This window comes from Janthinobacterium sp. BJB426 (assembly GCF_002735705.1).
In the GTDB taxonomy this organism is placed as follows: Bacteria; Pseudomonadota; Gammaproteobacteria; order Burkholderiales; family Burkholderiaceae_D; genus Janthinobacterium.
Genome location: NZ_PDZL01000001.1, coordinates 1 through 18,916, shown reverse-complemented (window position 1 = coordinate 18,916; position 18,916 = coordinate 1). Strand labels below are relative to the sequence as shown.

The 18,916-nt window shown below is 60.5% G+C and carries 15 protein-coding genes and 1 rRNA gene; 5 read left to right on the top strand and 11 right to left on the bottom strand.

Annotation, left to right across the window (positions count from 1 at the left end; translation table 11 throughout):
• Window positions 1-9: 9 nt before the first annotated feature.
• From CSQ93_RS00080 to CSQ93_RS00065, 4 genes are all read right to left on the bottom strand, one after another.
• Window positions 10-702 carry an amino acid ABC transporter permease gene (locus CSQ93_RS00080; protein WP_099376216.1) on the bottom strand — a complete coding sequence of 231 codons (693 nt, stop codon included), beginning with the start codon at window positions 700-702 and terminating at the stop codon, window positions 10-12.
• A 1-nt stretch (window position 703) separates the two neighbouring features.
• Entirely contained in the window at window positions 704-1,453 is a 750-nt protein-coding gene (locus CSQ93_RS00075; protein ID WP_058051014.1) for an amino acid ABC transporter permease, read from the bottom strand.
• Between the two features lie 101 nt (window positions 1,454-1,554).
• Window positions 1,555-2,511 (bottom strand): amino acid ABC transporter substrate-binding protein, encoded by a 957-nt coding sequence (locus CSQ93_RS00070; RefSeq protein ID WP_099376215.1) that lies wholly within the window; start codon window positions 2,509-2,511, stop codon window positions 1,555-1,557.
• A 195-nt stretch (window positions 2,512-2,706) separates the two neighbouring features.
• Window positions 2,707-4,557: an ABCB family ABC transporter ATP-binding protein/permease gene (locus tag CSQ93_RS00065; RefSeq protein WP_099376655.1), complete on the bottom strand. Its 1,851-nt coding sequence runs from the start codon at window positions 4,555-4,557 to the stop codon at window positions 2,707-2,709.
• Window positions 4,558-4,693: 136 nt separating this feature from the next.
• Between CSQ93_RS00065 and CSQ93_RS00060 the strand changes: the two genes are divergently transcribed.
• Both CSQ93_RS00060 and CSQ93_RS00055 read left to right on the top strand, forming a co-directional pair.
• The gene (locus CSQ93_RS00060; RefSeq protein WP_223278886.1) at window positions 4,694-5,059 is read left to right on the top strand and encodes an acyl-CoA thioesterase; all 366 of its coding nucleotides are present in this window, start codon (window positions 4,694-4,696) and stop codon (window positions 5,057-5,059) included.
• A 36-nt stretch (window positions 5,060-5,095) separates the two neighbouring features.
• Complete coding sequence (locus CSQ93_RS00055) at window positions 5,096-6,688, top strand: alkaline phosphatase D family protein (RefSeq protein WP_099376214.1); 1,593 nt, start codon at window positions 5,096-5,098, stop codon at window positions 6,686-6,688.
• Here CSQ93_RS00055 and CSQ93_RS00050 read toward each other — a convergent pair.
• On the bottom strand, window positions 6,685-7,527 hold the full coding sequence (locus tag CSQ93_RS00050; protein ID WP_233515962.1) for a LytR/AlgR family response regulator transcription factor: 843 nt from the start codon (window positions 7,525-7,527) through the stop codon (window positions 6,685-6,687). The genes CSQ93_RS00055 and CSQ93_RS00050 overlap by 4 nt on opposite strands.
• A 182-nt stretch (window positions 7,528-7,709) precedes the next feature.
• Here CSQ93_RS00050 and CSQ93_RS00045 point away from each other — a divergent pair, with 182 nt between their 5' ends.
• Window positions 7,710-8,882, top strand: coding sequence for an acyltransferase family protein (locus tag CSQ93_RS00045; RefSeq protein WP_099376212.1), 1,173 nt, complete (start codon window positions 7,710-7,712; stop codon window positions 8,880-8,882).
• Here the strand turns inward: CSQ93_RS00045 and CSQ93_RS00040 are convergent.
• The 4 genes from CSQ93_RS00040 to CSQ93_RS00025 all read right to left on the bottom strand — a co-directional run bounded on the left by CSQ93_RS00040 (window position 8,879) and on the right by CSQ93_RS00025 (window position 15,709).
• Window positions 8,879-10,561, bottom strand: a complete 1,683-nt coding sequence (locus CSQ93_RS00040) for a long-chain-fatty-acid--CoA ligase (RefSeq protein WP_099376211.1) — start codon at window positions 10,559-10,561, stop codon at window positions 8,879-8,881. The genes CSQ93_RS00045 and CSQ93_RS00040 overlap by 4 nt on opposite strands.
• Window positions 10,562-10,616: 55 nt before the next feature.
• Window positions 10,617-12,299 carry a long-chain fatty acid--CoA ligase gene (locus tag CSQ93_RS00035; RefSeq protein WP_099376210.1) on the bottom strand — a complete coding sequence of 561 codons (1,683 nt, stop codon included), beginning with the start codon at window positions 12,297-12,299 and terminating at the stop codon, window positions 10,617-10,619.
• A gap of 276 nt (window positions 12,300-12,575) precedes the next feature.
• Window positions 12,576-13,631: an aminopeptidase gene (locus CSQ93_RS00030; RefSeq protein WP_099376209.1), complete on the bottom strand. Its 1,056-nt coding sequence runs from the start codon at window positions 13,629-13,631 to the stop codon at window positions 12,576-12,578.
• 2 nt (window positions 13,632-13,633) lie between these two features.
• Window positions 13,634-15,709: a molybdopterin-containing oxidoreductase family protein gene (locus CSQ93_RS00025; RefSeq protein ID WP_099376208.1), complete on the bottom strand. Its 2,076-nt coding sequence runs from the start codon at window positions 15,707-15,709 to the stop codon at window positions 13,634-13,636.
• Window positions 15,710-15,915: 206 nt separating this feature from the next.
• Between CSQ93_RS00025 and CSQ93_RS00020 the strand changes: the two genes are divergently transcribed.
• Window positions 15,916-17,109: a M20 aminoacylase family protein gene (locus CSQ93_RS00020; RefSeq protein ID WP_099376207.1), complete on the top strand. Its 1,194-nt coding sequence runs from the start codon at window positions 15,916-15,918 to the stop codon at window positions 17,107-17,109.
• A 1-nt stretch (window position 17,110) separates the two neighbouring features.
• On the opposite strand, the gene CSQ93_RS00015 is transcribed toward CSQ93_RS00020, so the two are convergent.
• Window positions 17,111-18,013 (bottom strand): NAD(P)-dependent oxidoreductase, encoded by a 903-nt coding sequence (locus CSQ93_RS00015; protein WP_416208679.1) that lies wholly within the window; start codon window positions 18,011-18,013, stop codon window positions 17,111-17,113.
• A gap of 83 nt (window positions 18,014-18,096) precedes the next feature.
• Here CSQ93_RS00015 and CSQ93_RS00010 point away from each other — a divergent pair, with 83 nt between their 5' ends.
• Complete coding sequence (locus CSQ93_RS00010) at window positions 18,097-18,669, top strand: acyloxyacyl hydrolase (RefSeq protein ID WP_230539252.1); 573 nt, start codon at window positions 18,097-18,099, stop codon at window positions 18,667-18,669.
• Window positions 18,670-18,804: 135 nt separating this feature from the next.
• On the opposite strand, the gene rrf is transcribed toward CSQ93_RS00010, so the two are convergent.
• A 5S ribosomal RNA gene (rrf, locus tag CSQ93_RS00005) occupies window positions 18,805-18,916 on the bottom strand.

Here is an 18,916-nt window from a genome sequence, read left to right as displayed (position 1 = left end):
CTTTTACGGTTAGCGAATGATGGCGACGCGTTTCTGCAGGCGTTTTACCAGGAACGACAAGGCATAGCACAGCACGAAATACACGACGGCGACAAACACGTACATCTCCACCAGGCGGCCGTCGCGCTGGGCGATCTTCGAGGCGGCGCCGACGAAATCGGGGATCGACAGCACGTACACGAGCGACACGTCCTGGAACAGCACGATGGTTTGCGTCAGCAGCACGGGAATCATGTTGCGGAACGCTTGCGGCAGCACGATGCTGCCCATGGTTTGCCGGTAGTTCATGCCCAGCGCCTGGCCCGCCCACACCTGGCCACGCGGGATCGACTGTATGCCGCTGCGCATGATCTCGCAATAGTAGGCCGCCTCGAACATGATGAAGGTGATCAGCGCGGAAGAAAACGCGCCCACTTTCACGGGTTCGTCGGCGCCGATGATCCAGGCGGCGATGTACGGTACCAGGAAGTAGAACCAGAAGATCACCAGCACCAGCGGGATCGAGCGTATCAGGTTGACGTAGCTCGACGCCACGCCCGAAACGATGCGGTTGCCGGACAGGCGCATCAGCGCCAGCAGGGTGCCCAGCACGATGCCGCCGACCATGGCCAGCGCCGTCAGTTTCAGGGTAAACACCATGCCGGTCTGGAACAGATAGACCCACGAGCGGGAGATGACATCGAAGTCGAAATTACCGAACATATCAATGTCCTCCCGTCTTGGCGCCGGCGACGATGAAGCCAGGGATGGCGACCTTTTTCTCGATCAGGTGCATCAGCACCACCACCAGCAGGTTGACGACGACGTAGATGATGGTGGCGGCCGAAAACGCCTCGAATACCTGAAACGAGAATTCCTGGATGGCGCGCGCGCTGGCCGTCAGTTCGATCAGGCCAATGGTCAGCGCCACGGAACTGTTCTTGATGATGTTCAAAAATTCGCTGGTCAGCGGCGGCATGATGACGCGCGCGGCCATCGGCAGCAAAATGAAGCGGTAGGTTTGCGGCAGGGTCAGGCCCAGCGCCGTGCCGGCCAGTTTCTGCCCGCGCGGCAGTGCCTCGATACCCGTCGTGACCTGCACCGCCACGCGCGAGGAAGTAAAGAATCCCAGGCATAGCACGGCCGTGACGAACGGCGCATTCGGCAGCGACTTGACCCAGGCGCCCAGGTCAGGCGGCAGCAGTTCCGGCATGACGAAATACCAGAGGAACATCTGCACCAGCAGCGGCACGTTGCGGAACAATTCGACGTAGGCATTGGCCACGCCCACCAGCCATTTGTTCGGCAAGGTGCGGATGGTGCCGATCACCAGGCCCAATATCAGCGCCATGATCCACGCCGCACCGGCCGTGGCCAGGGTCCAGATCAGGCCGGACCACAGGGTGTCCATATACGTGCCCACGCCATCGGGAGAAATCTCCCAGAAAATGCGCCAATTCCAGTTGTAATTCATGATCATCCTTCGCATGCAGCCCGAGGATGGCGGCCAGCCGGCCACCCATCCCGTAAATTAAAACGGGAGGCTTGCGCCCCCCGATTTGTTACGCACTCTTGTTACTTTTTCCGTTTGTCCGAGGTCTTCTGCGCTTCCGGTACGGCCGCATACGCAGCCGGGTCGCCCGAATCGGTCGGATTCGTGAAGACGGCCTTCAATTGCGGCGGCATGGGGAATTTCAGGTTGATGTTTTTCGGCGGGATCGGCGAGGTAAACCATTTCGCGTAGATGCGGTTGATGTCGTCGCTCTTGTACAGGCGGATCAGGGCGTCATCGACCACTTTCTTGAAGGCTGGATCGCCCTTGCGCAGCATGATGCCGTATGGCTCGACGGACAGCGCTTCCTTGGTGATTTCGTAGTCGTTCGGGTTCTTCGAGTTGGCCACTTGCGAGGCCAGCAGGATATCGTCGTTGGCTTCGGCCACCGCGCGGCCCGTTTCCAGCATCAGGAACGATTCGGGATGATCCTTGCCGACGGCAATCGTCATGCCCAGGTTTTTTTCCTTGTTCAGGATGGTCATCTGCTTGATGGTCGACGTGCCGGCCGTGGCGACCAGGGTCTTGCCGCGCAAGTCTTCCAGGGTCTTGATATTCGAGGATTTTTTCGACAGCACGCGGTTGCCGATAACGAACATGGTCGGGGCGAATGCCACCTGCTGCTGGCGCTCCAGGTTGTTCGTCGTCGAACCGCATTCGAGATCGATGGTACCGTTGGCCATCAGCGGGATGCGGTTGGCCGAGGTGACGGGGCTCATCACCACTTTCAGTTCGCTCAGGCCCAGGTGCTTTTGCAGGGCCGTGACGACTTTCATGCACAGGTCGATCGAATAACCCTGGTATTGCTGCTTGTCATCGAGATAGGAGAAGGGCACGGAGCCGTCGCGCACACCGAGGGTGACGGAACCGGCTTTCTTGATCTTGGCCAAGGTGCCGGTCAATTCCTGAGCCTGGACTGGCGACATGCTGCTGATGACACCGACGCTGAGCAGCGTGGCGAAGATTTTGGTCAATTTCATAAATTCTCCTGGGCGGACAAACCGGATGGACTCCGAACGAAACAACTGTGGTGCAGACGCCACCAATGGAATTAATTTTATTTCATTTTCAGCGCCGGACCAGCCGTTTTCTGCGATTGCCCGCAAATAGGCGCTATACGCGCGCCTGAACCGGCGCGGCTGTAGCATTTTTCCTACTGATTTCACATTCCCGATTTATTTTGCCGGTGCCAGCCCCGCCAACTCGTCCTCTTGCGCCTCGTCGTCCATATTTGCCTGCTGGCGTTGCCACATCTGCGCGTACAGGCCATCGAGCGCCAGTAATTGCGGATGCGTGCCCCGTTCGACGATGCGGCCATGGTCGAGCACCAGGATTTGCTGGGCGTCGGCCACCGTCGACAAACGGTGCGCAATCACCAGGGTGGTGCGGTTTTTGGCAATGTCCTTCAGCTGCGACTGGATCGCCTGCTCGGCCTTCGAATCGAGCGCCGAGGTGGCTTCGTCGAAGATCAGGATGGCAGGGTCTTTCAGCAAGGTGCGGGCGATGGCCACGCGCTGCTTTTCGCCACCCGACAGTTTCAAACCCCGCTCGCCCACCATGGAGTTGTAGCCATCTGGCAAGCTTTCAATAAAATCATGGATCGATGCCGCTTTGGCGGCCGCCACGATGGCCTCCTTGGTGGCGCCCGGCTTGCCATAGGCGATGTTGTATTCGATGGTGTCGTTGAACAGCACCGTGTCTTGCGGCACGATGCCGATGGCCGCGCGCAGGGAATCCTGCGTGATGCCGCGCAAGTCCTGGCCATCGATGGTGATGCCGCCGCCATCGACTTCATAGAAGCGGAACAGCAAGCGCGACAGGGTCGACTTGCCCGAGCCGCTGTGGCCCACTACAGCCGTCGTGGTGCCGGCGGGTATCTGGAAATCCACGTCGAACAGGATTTGCCGCTTGGCTTCGTAGCTGAAATTCACGTGGTCGAAACGCACGGCCGCGCCCCGCGTGACGAGCGGCTTGGCTTCTGACGTATCGGCGATTTCGCGGTTCTCGTTCAGCAAGGAAAACAGGCGTTCCATGTCGGCCAGGCTTTGCTTGATTTCGCGGTAGATGACGCCCAGGAAATTGAGGGGAATATACAGCTGGATCATGAAGGCGTTCACCAGCACCAGGTCGCCCAGGGTCATCGTGCCGGCGATCACGCCCACCGTGGCGCGCCACAGGATCAGGGTGACGGCCGTGGCGATGATCAGGGACTGGCCCGTATTGAGCAGGGACAAGGAAGTCTGCGATTTCACGGCCGCCGATTCATAGCGCTGCAAGCCTTCGTCGTAGCGCTTCGCCTCGTAATCCTCGTTGCCGAAGTATTTCACGGTTTCATAGTTGATCAGCGAATCGATGGCCTTGGTATTGGCTTTTGAATCGAGGTCGTTCATGGTGCGGCGGAAATGCGTGCGCCAGTTCGTCACCAGCACGGTAAACGCGATATACGACACGAGCGCCACCGCCGTGATCACGGTGAACCAGATGTCGTAATGCAAGACCAGGTAGCCGAGCACGAGGGTGATTTCCACCAGGGTCGGCAAGATGTTGAACAGGGTGTAGGAAATGAGCGAGCCGACGCTGCGCGTGCCCCGTTCGATATCGCGCGTCATGCCGCCCGTCTGGCGGTTCAAATGGAAACGCAGCGACAAAGCATGCAGGTGGCGGAACACTTGCAGGGCAATGGTGCGCACGGCCCGCTGCGTGACCCGCGCAAACAGGAATTCGCGCAATTCCGTAAACAAGGTGGTCGACAGGCGCAGCAAGCCGTACGCCACCAGCAAGCCGACGGGCAACACCAGCAGTGCTTGCGGATGGGCCGCCGTGATAGTCATGGCGTCGACGAGTTTTTTCAAGATCAGGGGCACGCCCACGTTGGCCAGCTTGGCGCCCACCAGGCATAGCAGCGCCAGCAATACTCTCCATTTGTAAACCCACAGGTATGGCAGCAAGGTCTTGATGGTGGCGAAATCGCTGTGGCTGGCGGAGGCTGGCGAGCGGGGCGGAGGGGGAGTCTGGGAACGGCGCATGGCGAAGGTCGGCTTTTTATGGTTCAATCGGGGCAATTGTAGCCTTTCATGAGAATAAAAGATGAGCACCTCCCCCGACCGTCCCGACAACTGCCTCGCCTCCGGCCTTCCCGCCGGAAAAATGCCGGAATTGCGCATGATGCCCGCACCGTCCGACGCCAATGTGTACGGCGACGTCTTCGGCGGCTGGATCATGGCGCAGGTCGATATCGCCGGTTCCCTGCCGGCCACGCGGCGCGCCAACGGCCGCGTCGCCACCATCGCCGTCAACTCCTTCGTCTTCAAAAATCCCGTCTTCGTCGGCGATCTGCTCTCCTTCTACGCCGACATCGTCAAGGTTGGCAATACCTCGATCACCGTCAATGTCGAGGTGTATGCCGAGCGCAACCGCCTGCAGGCATGCATCGTGAAAGTCACGGAAGCGACCCTGATCTATGTGGCGACGGACTCCGACCGCAAGCCGCGCAAGGTGCCGCCGATCGAGACCTTGTTGTCGTCTTGATTGTCGCAATAATCCCACGTTTTATTTTCAGACGGCATGGATAGCCAGCGCCGCATCTTCCTGCGGAGCGCCGCCCGCATCGGTGCGCTTGCCGCGGCCGGCGGCGTGCTGTCCGGTTCCAGCGCCAGCGCCGCCACGCGCCTGAACAGCGCCGGCTATCCATTTGCGCTCGGTGTCGCGTCCGGTTCACCCTTGCCGGACTCCGTCGTGCTGTGGACGCGCATCTGCTACGACCCGCTGCACGCAGCCGCCACGCCCGCCATCGCCTTGAGCGTGCGCTGGGAAGTGGCCCACGATGAAGGTTTTCGGCGCATCGCCGCCAAGGGCCAGGCAACGGCCACGCCCGCCCTCGCGCATAGCGTGCACGTCGACGTGGGCGGCCTGACACCCGGGCGCTGGTACTGGTACCGCTTCATGCTGGGCGACGCCGTCAGCCCCGTGGGCCGCACGCGCACGGCGCCCGAGCCCGGCGCCATGCCTGCCTCGCTGAAACTGGCCGTCGCCTCATGCCAGCACTGGGAATTCGGCGCGTATGCGGCGCACCGGCACATCGCCGCGGCCGCGCCCGACCTGGTGGCCTTCCTCGGCGACTATATCTACGAATGGGGACCGTACCAGTTGCAGCACCCGAGCCGGGCCGTGCGCACGCACGAAAGCTTTAGCCTGGCCGACTACCGCGCCCGCTACGCGCAATACAAGAGCGACCGCGACTTGCAGGGCGCGCACCTGGCCGCGCCGTGGATCGTCACCTGGGACGACCATGAAGTGGCCAATGATTACGGGAATGACCGCGACGAGTTGCTCACGCCGTCGTTTCTTGAGCGCCGCGCGGCCGCCTACCAGGTGTTTTATGAACACATGCCGCTGCGGTTGCTACCGCTGGGACGGCGCGGCTTTGTCGACATGCGCATCTACCAGCGCTATGACTGGGGCCGCCTGGCACGCTTCCACGTGCTGGATGACCGGCAATACCGCGCCCACCACGCGTGCGCCAAACCGGGCCGCGGCGGTTCGAATTCCGTCACCACGCGCAACTGCCCCGATTTGCTGAAACCGCAGCGCACGATGCTGGGCGAGGAACAGCAGCGCTGGCTGCAAGCCGGCCTCGACGACTCCCCGGCCCGCTGGAATATCCTCGCCCAGCAAACCCTGATGGCACAATCGAGCCAGGTGCCGATTTTGCGGCCCGGCGACGAGCGCATCTGGACCGATGGCTGGGATGGCTACCCGATGGCGCGCCAGCACCTGCTCGACGCTTTGCGCAGGAGCAAGGCCAGCAATCCACTGGTACTGTCAGGCGACGTGCACACCTTTTATGCCACCGAACTGAGCCGCAATGCCATGCGCCCCACCGGCAAGGATAATCCCGTGCTGGCGACCGAATTTTGCGGTACCTCAATCACCTCGAGTTCCCGCCCGCAAGCGCGCACGGAGCAGTACGTGGCGATGAACCCGCACATCCGTTACGGCCGCAGCGACAAGCGCGGCTATATGCTGATGGAGATCACGCCAGAGAAAACCACGACCCTGTTCCAGGGCCTGGAGAATGTGCGCGACGGCGCATCGAGCATCGCGACAGTGGCCAGTTTTACCGTCCTGGACGGCAAGGCTGGCGCGCAACGCATCTAGCCCATGCTTTTCAAGGCATCGCGGTAGCGCCGGCTGACGGGCACTTCACCGCCCGTGGATAGCACGGCGCGCGCATCACCCGATTCCAGCGGCACGATGCTCTGCACAAATGCAAGGTTGACGATGTAGCTGCGGTGCACGCGCACGAAGCGCTTGCCGTCCAGGCGGCGCTCGATGGCGGCCATGGTCGAGCGCAGCGGGTAATCGTGTCCGCGCACATGCAAATTCACATAGTTGCCCCAGGCCTGTATCCATTCGATGTCGCTGGCGGGCAGCAAAAAGTCCTTGCCCAGCTTGCGCACCAGAAACCGTTCTGGCTGCTGTACCGGCTCCATTGCCGGGCCTTCATCGGGTTCGCCCAGCAGGGTCGCCTCGCCTTGCCAGCGCATCAGCAGCAACTGGTAAAAGCCCGTGAACAATAAGATGGAGAAGTAAGTACGCACATCCTTGACATATTCGTATGGCAATTCACGCCACCAGTTACCGAAATCGTAATCGCTGCCGGCACTCCAGTAAGCCAGTTTGCGCAAGGCCACCATGGCCAGCACATGCACGAGGCTGTAGACCAGCGAGACGACCAGGTGCCAGCGCAGGTTCTGGCGCTGGAACACCAGGTGCAGCGGCCGCAACTGGTTGGCCAAGATCACCAGCGGTACCAGCGCCAGCAACACCAGGTTGCTGCTCCACTCCCACACAGCCACTTCCCAGAAGGGCGTAGCGAGCCCGGCACGCTGACGGTCGGTCCAGCTGATCCAGCAGTTGAGCGACGTTTGCAGCAGATACAGGATGATCCAGAAAGCTGGTTCGGCGATCTGGCGCCAGCGTCGGTATCGTTGCAACAAATCGGTGGAAGACAGGCGCATGGTGTCGGACGATGAATTAGTTGCATGATTGTAAGGTCCCAAAGCCGTCCCAGCATCACCGCTCGTCACAAACAGCCCGCAATTGGTCACTTTTCGCTGGTTCGCCCCGCGCGGCCTGCCTATGCTGGGACCTTCCCTTACCAACGGATCCCGCGACCATGACCACCAATTCTCGCCGTTACGATATCGATGCCCTGCGCTTTCTTGTCTTCAGCCTGCTGATCGCCTACCACACGGCCATGCTGTACCTGGACGGCGCCGCCTTCCACATGAAGAGCAGTTACTTGACGGAAACATTGAACTTTCCCATGGTCTTTATCAACCGTTGGCGCATGGAAATCGTGTTCCTCATTTCCGGCGTGTCCTGCGCCATGATGACGCAAACGTCCAGGCAGGCTTTCCTGCGGCGCAGAGTCAAGCGCCTGTTGCTGCCCCTGCTGTTTGGCGTGCTGGTGGTGATACCCGTGCAGCCGTATTGCGAAGGCGTCACGAATGGCCTGGTCGAGCCTGGCTATGGACAATTTCTGCTGCATTACTTTGGCGGCCATGCCTGGCCGGCCGGCGCATTTACGGGCTGGAAGACCAGTTTTACCTGGAATCATCTGTGGTATCTCGTGTATTTGTTGCTGTACACCATTGTGCTGGTGGCGCTGCAGCCACTGCTGGCCAGGGCAAGGCCGCTGTTCACGGGGTTGCGCGACTGGCGCCTGTTGATCCTGCCCGCCCTGCCGGCGCTGGCGGCGACGGCCTTCCTGAAACTGCGCTATCCGGAAAACCATGCGCTGGTGAAGGACTGGTACGCACACGCCATCTATTTCACCATGTACCTGTATGGCTGGTGGCTGGGCAATGACAAGGGAGCGTGGCAGGAACTGGCGCGCTTGCGCTGGCATGCGCTGCTGCTGGCGCCCTGCGCGTTTGCCGTGTATCTGGGCTTTGACCTGGTGTATTCGGAAAACCTGCTGACCTGGGCCTCGTTCGGCTCCTGGCCCATGCGCAACCTGTATATGTGGCTGGCCATCTGCGCCATCCTTGGCTGGTCGCACACCTTGCTGAATAAACCGTTTGCCTGGCTGCCATGGGCGCGCCAGGCCGTCTTCCCCTGGTACATATTGCACCAGAGCGCCATCGTGCTGCTGGCCTATTGGCTTGTGCCCCTGAAGCTTGGGCCAGTGGTGGAACCGCTGCTGGTACTGGCCGGCACGGTGGCGACCTGCTGGCTGGGGACGTCGCTGCTGATCAGCAAGGTGAACTGGCTGCGCCCCTGCTTCGGCTTGCCCGCCCGCCCAGGGCGGAACCTGGCGGCGGACACGGCCCTGGCTGCGAATTAGGCAACCTTCTTTTCGTCGCGTAATTGACGGCGCAAGATCTTGCCGACATTGGTTTTCGGCAATTCATCACGAAACTCGATGTACTTCGGTTTCTTGTAAGCCGTCAGCTCATGCTTGCAATGCTCGCGGATCTGTTCCACCGTCAGGTTCGGATCCTTGCGCACAACAAACACTTTCACGGCTTCGCCCGCGTTGGCATCCGGCACGCCGATGCAGGCGCATTCCAGCACGCCAGGGCAGGAAGCGACCACGTCTTCCACTTCATTCGGATACACATTGAAGCCGGACACGATGATCATGTCTTTCTTGCGGTCCACGATTTTTACGTAGCCGCGCTCATCCATGACACCCACATCGCCCGTCTTGAAGTAACCGTCGACCGTCATCGACTTGGCCGTCTCGTCCGGACGCTGCCAGTAGCCGGCCATCACTTGCGGGCCGCGCACGGCGATCTCGCCCGGCTCGCCCAGCGGCACTTCCACGCCGTCGTCGTTCAAGATCGCCACTTCCGTCGAAGGGAAAGGCAAGCCGATGGTACCCGTAAATTCCGTGATGTCGACGCGGTTGCCCGTCACCACGGGCGACGTTTCCGACATGCCATAGCCTTCGATCAGCGGGCAACCCGTCAGTTTCAGCCAGCGCTCGGCCACGTTGCGCTGCAAGGCCATGCCGCCGCCATTGCACACTTTGTAGCTGGAAAAATCGAGCTTGGCGAAGTCGGCATTGTTCAGCAGCGCGTTATACAAGGTATTGACGGCAGGGAAGACGACGATCTTGTGTTTGGACAATTCCTTGACGAAACCGGGGATGTCGCGCGGGTTGGGTATCAGCACGCTCATACCGCCCAGGCGCATGCCCATCAGGGCGCTGACGGTCAGAGAATAGATGTGATACAGGGGCAGGGCGCACATGAATCCCATCGAGGTGGCCCGCATTTCAGGCGTCATCACGGGCGACATCCACGCCTCGTTTTGCAGTACGTTGGCGATCACGTTGCGATGCAGCAACATCGCGCCCTTCGAGACGCCCGTCGTGCCGCCCGTGTATTGCAGGAAGACGATATCGTCATGCCCCTGCTGCACCGGCGTCAGGCTCAGGCGTGCGCCTTCGGCCAGCATCTTGTTGAAGCTGATGGCGCCCGGCAAGGAAAACGCGGGTACCATTTTCTTGATCTTGCGCACGACGAAGTTGACGATCGTGCCTTTCAGTCCGCCCAGCAAGTCGCCCATGGTGGCGACGATCACATGCTTGACCTGGGTATGTGGCAATACCTGCTCCACCGTGGTGGCAAAGTTTTCCAGCACGATGATCGCTTCGCTGCCCGAATCGGTCAGCTGATGCTGCAATTCACGCGGCGTGTACAGCGGGTTCACGTTTACCACCGTATAGCCGGCGCGCAAAATTGCCGCCATGGCCACCGGATACTGCAGCACGTTTGGCAGCATGATCGCCACGCGCGCGCCCGCTTGCAGGCCCTTGCTTTGCAGCCAGGCGCCCATCTGCTGCGACAACTGGTCCAGTTCGCGGTAGGTGAGGAATTTATCCATGCACACGAAAGCATTGCGGTCCGCATATTTCTGGAACGACTCTTCCAGCAAATGCGTGACGGAACGGTATTGCGTGCAGTCAATCTCTGCAGGAACGCTGTCCGGGTACGACTTCAACCAAATCTTGTCCATCTCGCCTCATCTTTATCTGTAAAAGGGATGCGCCTCCTGGCGCATCCCACACTGTTTATGCTGCTGTCTTCGTTTCGTCACGCAGGGCGCGACGCAAAATCTTGCCGACGTTGGTCTTCGGCAGCTCATCGCGGAACTCGATGTATTTCGGCCGCTTGTAACCGGTGAATTGCTCCTTGCAGTACGCGGCCAGCACTGCCTGGGTCAGGTTCGGATCCTTGCGCACGACAAACACTTTCACGGCCTCGCCCGAGTGCTCATCCGGCACGCCCACGCAGGCGCACTCGAGCACGCCAGGATGGGCCGCGATGACGGCTTCCACTTCGTTCGGATACACATTGAAACCGGAGACGAGAATCATGTCTTTCTTGCGGTCGACAATCTTCACGTAGCCGCGCTCGTCCATGATGCCCACATCACCGGATTTAAAGTATCCATCAGGTGTCATGACCTTGGCCGTTTCATCGGGACGGTTCCAGTAGCCGCTCATCACTTGCGGGCCACGGATGGCGATTTCGCCCGTCTGGCCCAGCGGCACTTCCTTGCCGTCATCGTCGAGGATGGCGATCTCGGTCGACGGAATCGGCAAGCCGATGGTGCCGGAAAACGCCGTGCTGTCGGCGCGGTTGCAGGTGGCGACAGGCGACGTTTCCGACAAGCCATAGCCTTCAATGATGGACACGCCCGTCACTTGCAGCCACTTGTCGTTGACGGCTTGCTGCACTGCCATGCCGCCGCCATTGGCGATCTTCAGGCCCGAGAAGTCGAGCTTGGCGAAATCGGGGTGATTCACCAGCGCGTTATACAGGGTATTGACCGCTGGCAGCAGGTTGAATTTGTACTTGCCCAGCTCCTTGATCAGGCCCGGGATATCGCGCGGATTCGGGATCAGGATATTCAGGGCGCCCACGCGCGTGCCCCACATGGCGCACGCCGTCAGGGCAAAGATATGGTACAGCGGCAAGGCGCAGACGATGATCATCTGTTCCTTGCTATTCTGGTCGAGCGCCGCGCCCGACCACGCTTCGCTTTGCAGCACATTGGCGATCACATTGCGGTGGCTCAAGGTCGCGCCTTTCGATACGCCCGTCGTGCCGCCCGTGTATTGCAGGAAGGCAGGGTCATTGATGCCCAGCTCGACAGGCGTGAGTTTCATGCGGCTGCCCAGCGCCAGCGCCTGCTTGAAACGCATGGCGTTCGGCAAGGAATACGCGGGCACCATCTTCTTGACGTTGCGCACGACAAAATTGACGATCATGCCCTTCAAGCCGCCCAGCATTTCGCCCATGCTGGCGACGACGATGTGCTTGACAGCTGTCTTGCCCAGCACTTGTTCGAGCGTATGGGCAAAGTTTTCCAGCACGATGATGGCTTCGCTGCCCGAATCGTTGAGCTGATGCTCGAGTTCGCGCGGCGTATATAGCGGGTTGACGTTGACCACGGTGTAGCCGGCGCGCAGGACGGCGGCGATCGCCACCGGATACTGCAGCACGTTCGGCATCATCAGGGCGACCCGGGCGCCCTTCTTCAGGCCACGGCTTTGCAGCCAGGCACCCAGCTGGCGCGAATAGGTGTCGAGTTCGGCATAGGTGAGAAATTTGTCCATGCAGACATAGGCATTGCGATCCGCATATTTTTGAAACGCTTCTTCCAGCAAATGCACCAGCGAACGATATTGATCAGGATCGATGTCGGCAGGTACGCCGGGAGGGTACGACTTCAGCCAAATTTTTTCCATCCTGTGCCTCTTGTCTCAAATAATCGTGGGGGAGCCGGCGCACCCTGCCGGCGCGGATCATTGCTGCGGATTCTGTCGTCCTGCAGTCAGTTTGAGCATTCTGACGAGCAATTGCTCTATGCTACTAATGCGATGCTATCGGGCGCCGGGCTTCCATGCAAGCGCTTTCAACAGTATTCGAGCGGCAACTCTAGGGGCTTTTTGTGCTGCAGCGCAACATGATAAATACACTGTTGCAGGATCGTTCGCCCTGACGTGCGAGACAATCTTTACGGGTCAGGGGCTGGACAATTGTTCCAGCGCACGCCTGCGCTCAGGCTTCTTGATCTGGGCCATTGTGTGCACTGCAGCATAAAAAGCACGAAAGTTCTTTTTTTCTTCCAGCAATTTTTTGAAGGCAGGCAAAAATTCATTGTAGGTAGACACGGAAGCCAGGTGCGCATTGCTCAATGGCTGCTCGAACCAGCGGTCGTAACCGGCAAAACCACCCCAGTTTTGCTTCAGTACCTGGTAGGCATCTTGCAATGCCGCAAATACCTGCGCCTTGCGCGCGCGCTTGTCCGCATCGCTGGCGCCGCTCGCATACACGGCGTCCAGTTCGCCCCGATATGTCAGCAGCAAGGCGAGAAAATCCTGGCGCCGCGCCGCATACTGGGCGTACGCGGCGCGCATGGCGTCATTGCCCTCGCGCGCCAGCCAGCGCTGCACGCCCGCCTCTTCCACGGCGCTGGCAAACGACTCGTTGAAGGCCGAATCGCCAGGCACGTACACCACCTGGTGCGCCAGTTCATGAAAAATCAGGCGCGCCAGTTCCGCATCGTTGTAATTGATAAAGGTCGACAGCAGGGGATCGTCGAACCAGCCCAAGGTGGAATACGCGGGCACGCCGCCCACCTGCACGTCGTAATGCTGGGCCCGCAACTCATCGGCATACGCCAGCGCCTCTTCCTTGCTGTAATAGCCGCGGTAATTCACGCAGCCGGCGATGGGGAAACACCATTGCAGCGGCTGCAGCGACAGTTCCGGCGTGGCCACCACGTTCCACAGCACAAACGGGCGCCGCAGGGAGGCATAGTTCTTGTAGCTGCCATTGTCGGGCAAGTCCAGTTCGCTGACGGCAAAGCGACGGATTTGCTGTGCCTTGGCCAGGCGCACTTTCAGGCGCGGCTCCGTGGCCGGGTCATCGAGCCAGTCACCGATGGGGCGCGCGCCCGACCACAGCGCATATTGCCCTTGCGCCGCCTGCGTGTAGTAGCGCAGCTGCGTACAGCCACCCAGCAACATGCACAGCGTGCCGACAAGCAAGCGGGCCGGCCAGCGCGCCAGGGTCATGGTCAGACTGCCTTTTCCACTTCAACCAGCGTATCGTAGAAGGTCGGCGCGCGGCCCATGTCCGTCAGGCGCTGGCTCGTCACTTCATTGGCGTTCTTGCCATCGCTGGCGAGTTTCTTCCACCACACGGACAAGCCCACCACCAGGCCGCGTCTGGCCTTGTCCGTCACCCTGGCCTTGGCCACAAAGCTGCCGCGATCATTAAAAATGCGCACCATGTCGCCGGCCGCGATGCCACGCGCGGCGCCATCGTCGGGATGGATATCGAGGTGCGGCTCGCCCTCGGCCGCGCGCAAGCTTTTCACGTTCACGAAAGTGGAGTTGAGGAAATTGCGCGCCGGCGGCGAAATCATGGCCAGCGGATAACGGGCTGCCAGGGCAGGATTGCTGGCTTGCGATTCGTGCGGCGCGATATACGTCGGCAAGGGATCGAGTCCCGCCAGCGCCATGGCGCTGGAATACAACTCGCACTTGCCCGATGGCGTGGGGAAACCACCTTCGGCAAATGGCGCTTCGGCCATGGCCAGCTTTTGCCAGCCCGTGCGTTTCAGCGATTCCCAGTCGAAATGTACGGCGCGCGCATCCGTCGTATCGAAGGCCTTGGCCGCCAGCGCATCGTCGCTTTCCTGGAAGCACGGGTCATCAAAGCCCATGTGCTGCGCCAGCAGGCGGAAGATTTCCGTATTCGCCTTCGCTTCGCCCAGCGGCGCCACGGCCGCGTTGTTCGCCATCATGTACAGGTGACCGTAGGTGGAATGCGCATCGACATGTTCCAGCTGCGTGGTGGCGGGCAGCACGATGTCGGCGTAATCGACGGTATCGGTCTGGAAGTGTTCGAGCACGACCGTAAACAAATCCTCGCGGGCAAAACCCTGTGCCACTTTCGACGAATCGGGCGCTACCGCCAGGGGATTCGAGTTGTAGACGATCACGGCCTCGACTTGCGGGCCGAACTCGGGCGACGCGGTTTTCAGCAGATCGTCGCCGATAGTGCTCATGTTGATGGTGCGCGGCGTGCCTTTCAATAGATCCGGGCGCTGCAGGGCCTTGCGGTTGACGGGAAAGGAACCCGAGCTCGACAGCTGCATGCCGCCCGCCGGATGGCGCCAGGCGCCCGTCAGGGCCGGCAGGCAGGCAATATTGCGCACTGCCATGCCACCGCCATGCACGCGCTGCACGCCGTAGTTGGTGCGGATGGCGGCGCCTTCGCCAGAGCGGCACGCCTGGCCGTACAGGCGCGCCAGTTCCACCACTTCCGTGGTCGTGATGCCGCATACCTCGGCCACGCGCCCAGGCGGCCATTCCAGCGCGCGCTGTTTCAAGGCATCGTAGCCTACAGTGTAGCGATCGATGTAGTCATGATCGAGCAAATCTTCCACAATCAAGACATGCATCAAACCCAGCGCCAGGGCCGCATCGGTACCCGGCAGCAAGGCGATGTGCTGGTGGCACTTTTCGGCCGTCAGCGAACGGTAGGGGTCGATGGCGATCAAGGTGGCGCCATTGCGCTTGGCCTCTTGCGCGCGCATCCAGAAGTGCAGGTTCGAGGCGATCGGGTTGCCGCCCCAGATGATGATCAATTTCGCGTTCTGGAATTGCTCCAGGTCCGTGCCGATGCTGGCGCCCACCGTGTAGCGGTAACCGGTGGCGCCGGCCGACGCGCAAATGGTGCGGTCCAGCAGGGAAGCACCGAGCTGGTTGAAGAAGCGCGAGGACATCGATTCACCCTGCACCAGGCCCATGGTGCCGCAGTAGCTGTACGGCAAGATCGCCTGCGGATCGCGCGCGGCGATCGGTTTCAGGCGGGCCGCGATGGTCTGCAGCGCCTCTTCCCAGCTGATGCGTTCGAACTTGCCTTCCCCCTTCTTGCCCACGCGGCGCAGCGGATGCAGCAGCCGGTCCGCATGATAGGTGCGTTCCGTGAAGCGCGACACCTTGGTGCACAGCACGCCAGCCGTGGTCGGGTGGTCGGGATCGCCCTTGACGGCTGTTGCCACACCATCGGTCACGGTGACCAGCAAGGCGCAGGTATCGGGGCAGTCGAGCGGGCAGGCGGCGCGCACTTGGGTGGTGGTCATGGGGCAATCCAAAAACGTTGGGGGAAGGCGATACTGTAAACCATTCCGCGCGCTTGCTGTTGGCGCCGTGGCAAGCACGTCCGTGCGCTGGATTTACCCGGCAAACAAGGGCTACAATGCACTATTAGCCGCGCCTGTTTTTGATCAAACAAGCACGGTCCGGCGCGCCATACATTGCTGCGTGCCAGCATTCACAGGAGAGTCCCATGAAACTAGTTGATCCGATCTTGGCGTTTCAATCCGAGCTGCAAGGTATACGCCGCGACCTGCACGCGCATCCCGAGCTGTGCTACGAAGAACAGCGCACTTCGGACGTGGTCGCCGCCAAACTGACAGAATGGGGCATTCCCGTGGTACGCGGCCTGGGCCGCACTGGCGTGGTCGGCATCATCCAGCATGGCACCTCCAAGCGTGCCATCGGCCTGCGCGCCGATATGGATGCCTTGCCGATGCAGGAAATGAATACCTTCGAGCACGCTTCACGTCACCCAGGCAAGATGCACGCCTGCGGCCACGACGGCCACACGGCCATGCTGCTGGGTGCCGCTCATTACCTGGCGCAGCACCGCAACTTCGACGGCACGGTCTACCTCGTCTTCCAGCCGGCCGAGGAAGGCGGCGCGGGGGCGCGTGAAATGATCGAAGACGGCTTGTTTACCCGCTTTCCCATGGATGCCATCTACGGCATGCACAACTGGCCAGGCGCGGAAACAGGTACCCTGAGCGTGGTGGAAGGGCCAATGATGGCATCCAGCAATGAATTCCACGTCACCGTCAAGGGCAAGGGCGCGCACGCGGCCCAGCCCCACAAGGGCATCGATCCCGTCATGGTGGCCGTGCAAATCGCGCAAAGCTGGCAAACCGTCATCACGCGCAACAAGAGTCCGCTCGACACGGCCGTGCTGTCGATCACGCAAATCCACGCGGGCAGCGCCACCAATGTGATTCCCGATGACGCCAGCCTGGTCGGCACCGTGCGCACCTTCACCACGCCCGTGCTGGACTTGATCGAAGAGCGCATGCGCGACATCGCCGTGCATACGGCCGCCGCCTTTGGTGCCGAGGTCGATTTCCACTTCAAGCGCAACTATCCGCCGCTGGTCAACCACGCGAAAGAAACGGCGTTTGCCGTCGAAGTCATGAAAAGCGTGGTGGGCGCCGACAAGGTCAACGCGAATGTCGAGCCGACCATGGGCGCGGAAGATTTTGCCTTCTTCCTGCAAGAAAAGGCTGGCTGCTACATCTTCATCGGCAATGGCGATGGCGAGCATCGCGATGGCGGCCACGGCCTGGGTCCGTGCGTCTTGCACAATGGCAGCTACGACTTCAACGACAATCTGCTGCCCATCGGCGCCAGTTTCTGGGTCAAGTTGGCCGAAGCAAGCCTGCCCATCGCTTGAATCAGCTCAGTTGATCCGGACCGGTGCCCAGGCGCTGGCCCGGATTCAACGCTTCCAGAGCCAGCAAGGCCGCCGCGTGATCGGCTGTCGGGTGCGTGGTAGCGAGGCTTTCATAGCGCTGCGTCACCAGTTGTGTCACCGGCAAGGTGACGTGGGCCGCCTCGGCTGCCGCGAGGATATTGTGCATATCCTTGATCTGGCTTTTCACCTGGCCACCGGCAACAAAATTACGTTCCAGCATGCGCTGGCCATGCACCTCCAAAATCCTGCTTTCGGCAAAGCCGCCGCGGATGGCTGCCCGTACGGCGCTCGCATCGGCGCCGGCCGCCTGGGCCAGCAGCAAGGCTTCCGCCACGATATTCAATGTCGCGCCGACGATCAGCTGGTTGCACAACTTGGCGACCTGCCCGCTGCCGGCCGGCCCCACCAGCGTCGGGCGTCCCATGGCCGATAGAATCACTTCAACCCGCGCGTAATCGCCGGTGCTGGCGCCAGCCATGATGGCCAGGGTGCCCGCTTGTGCCCCGCCGACGCCGCCCGAGACGGGCGCATCGATGAAACCATGGCCTGCAGCGTGCAAGGTGGCATGAAATTGCTGGGCTTCTGCCTGCTTGGTGGAACTCATGTCGATCCAGATCGCGCCGCCTGCCAGGGCCGGCAACGCCTGTTGCAGCACTGTTGCCACGATGGGACCGGCTTCCAGCATCGAGATGACCACATCCGCGCCATTGACCGCCTCAGTGATGGAAACGGCGGGTTGCGCCCCTGCTGCACGCAGGACTTGGGCCTTGCTGTGCGTGCGATTCCAAATTGTGACAGAATATCCAGCGCGTAGCAGGCACCGGACCATCGGATCCCCCATCAGACCGATACCGAGAAATGCGATTTTTGTAGAGAATGTCAATTGAACCCCTGAGATCAACAAGTGGCGAGAGCGGCATCAAAGCAAGGTGCCTGTACAACAATAGCCTATCGGCCAATTTTACGATGAAAGCCTCTATGTTCTTCAAGAAGAATCTCCTCAAATCCATCGCCGCTGTTGCCGCGCTGATGGCGGCCAACGCCGGCTTTGCCGCCGACGACAAACTGATCGACTCCGTCTACGGCGAATATGCCAAGGGCGTGAAGGTACAAATGGTACGCGCCGGCGTGACCTCGAACTGGGATAAGGCCTGGTTCGTATCGAATGGCACACAGCTGAGCGGTTACTGGGATGCCAGCATCGGCGGCTGGGATGGCAAGAGCTATCGCAATGTCCCTGGCCAGCATCAAAAACTGTGGGACCTGGGCTTTACCCCCGTGTTCCGCTTTGAAAACACGAACAAGCTGGGCTTCTATGCGGAAGGCGGCATTGGCGTGCACATGCTGTCCAAGCTGTACGATAACGACGATAACCGCCTGTCGACCCACTTCCAGTTCGGCGACCATATCGGCGTTGGCTATATTTTCAATAATAAATGGGAAGTCGCTGCGAAGATCCAGCATTTCTCGAACGGTGGCTACAAGAAACCGAATAGCGGCGTCAATTACATGAACGTCAAAGTCGCTTATCACTTTTAATGAGCGTGATAAATGACAAAGGCAGCGCGCAGCGCTGCTTTTTTTACGCCTGTACGCCGTAAAACCTGCAAAACCACCAGACGAAAAAAAACCCGACCATTGCTGATCGGGTTTTTCTCTTACTGCGAATAACAAGCCTGACGATAACCTACTTTCACACTGGTTGCAGCACTATCATCGGCGCAAAGTTGTTTCACGGTCCTGTTCGGGATGGGAAGGGGTGGGACCAACTTGCTATGGTCATCAG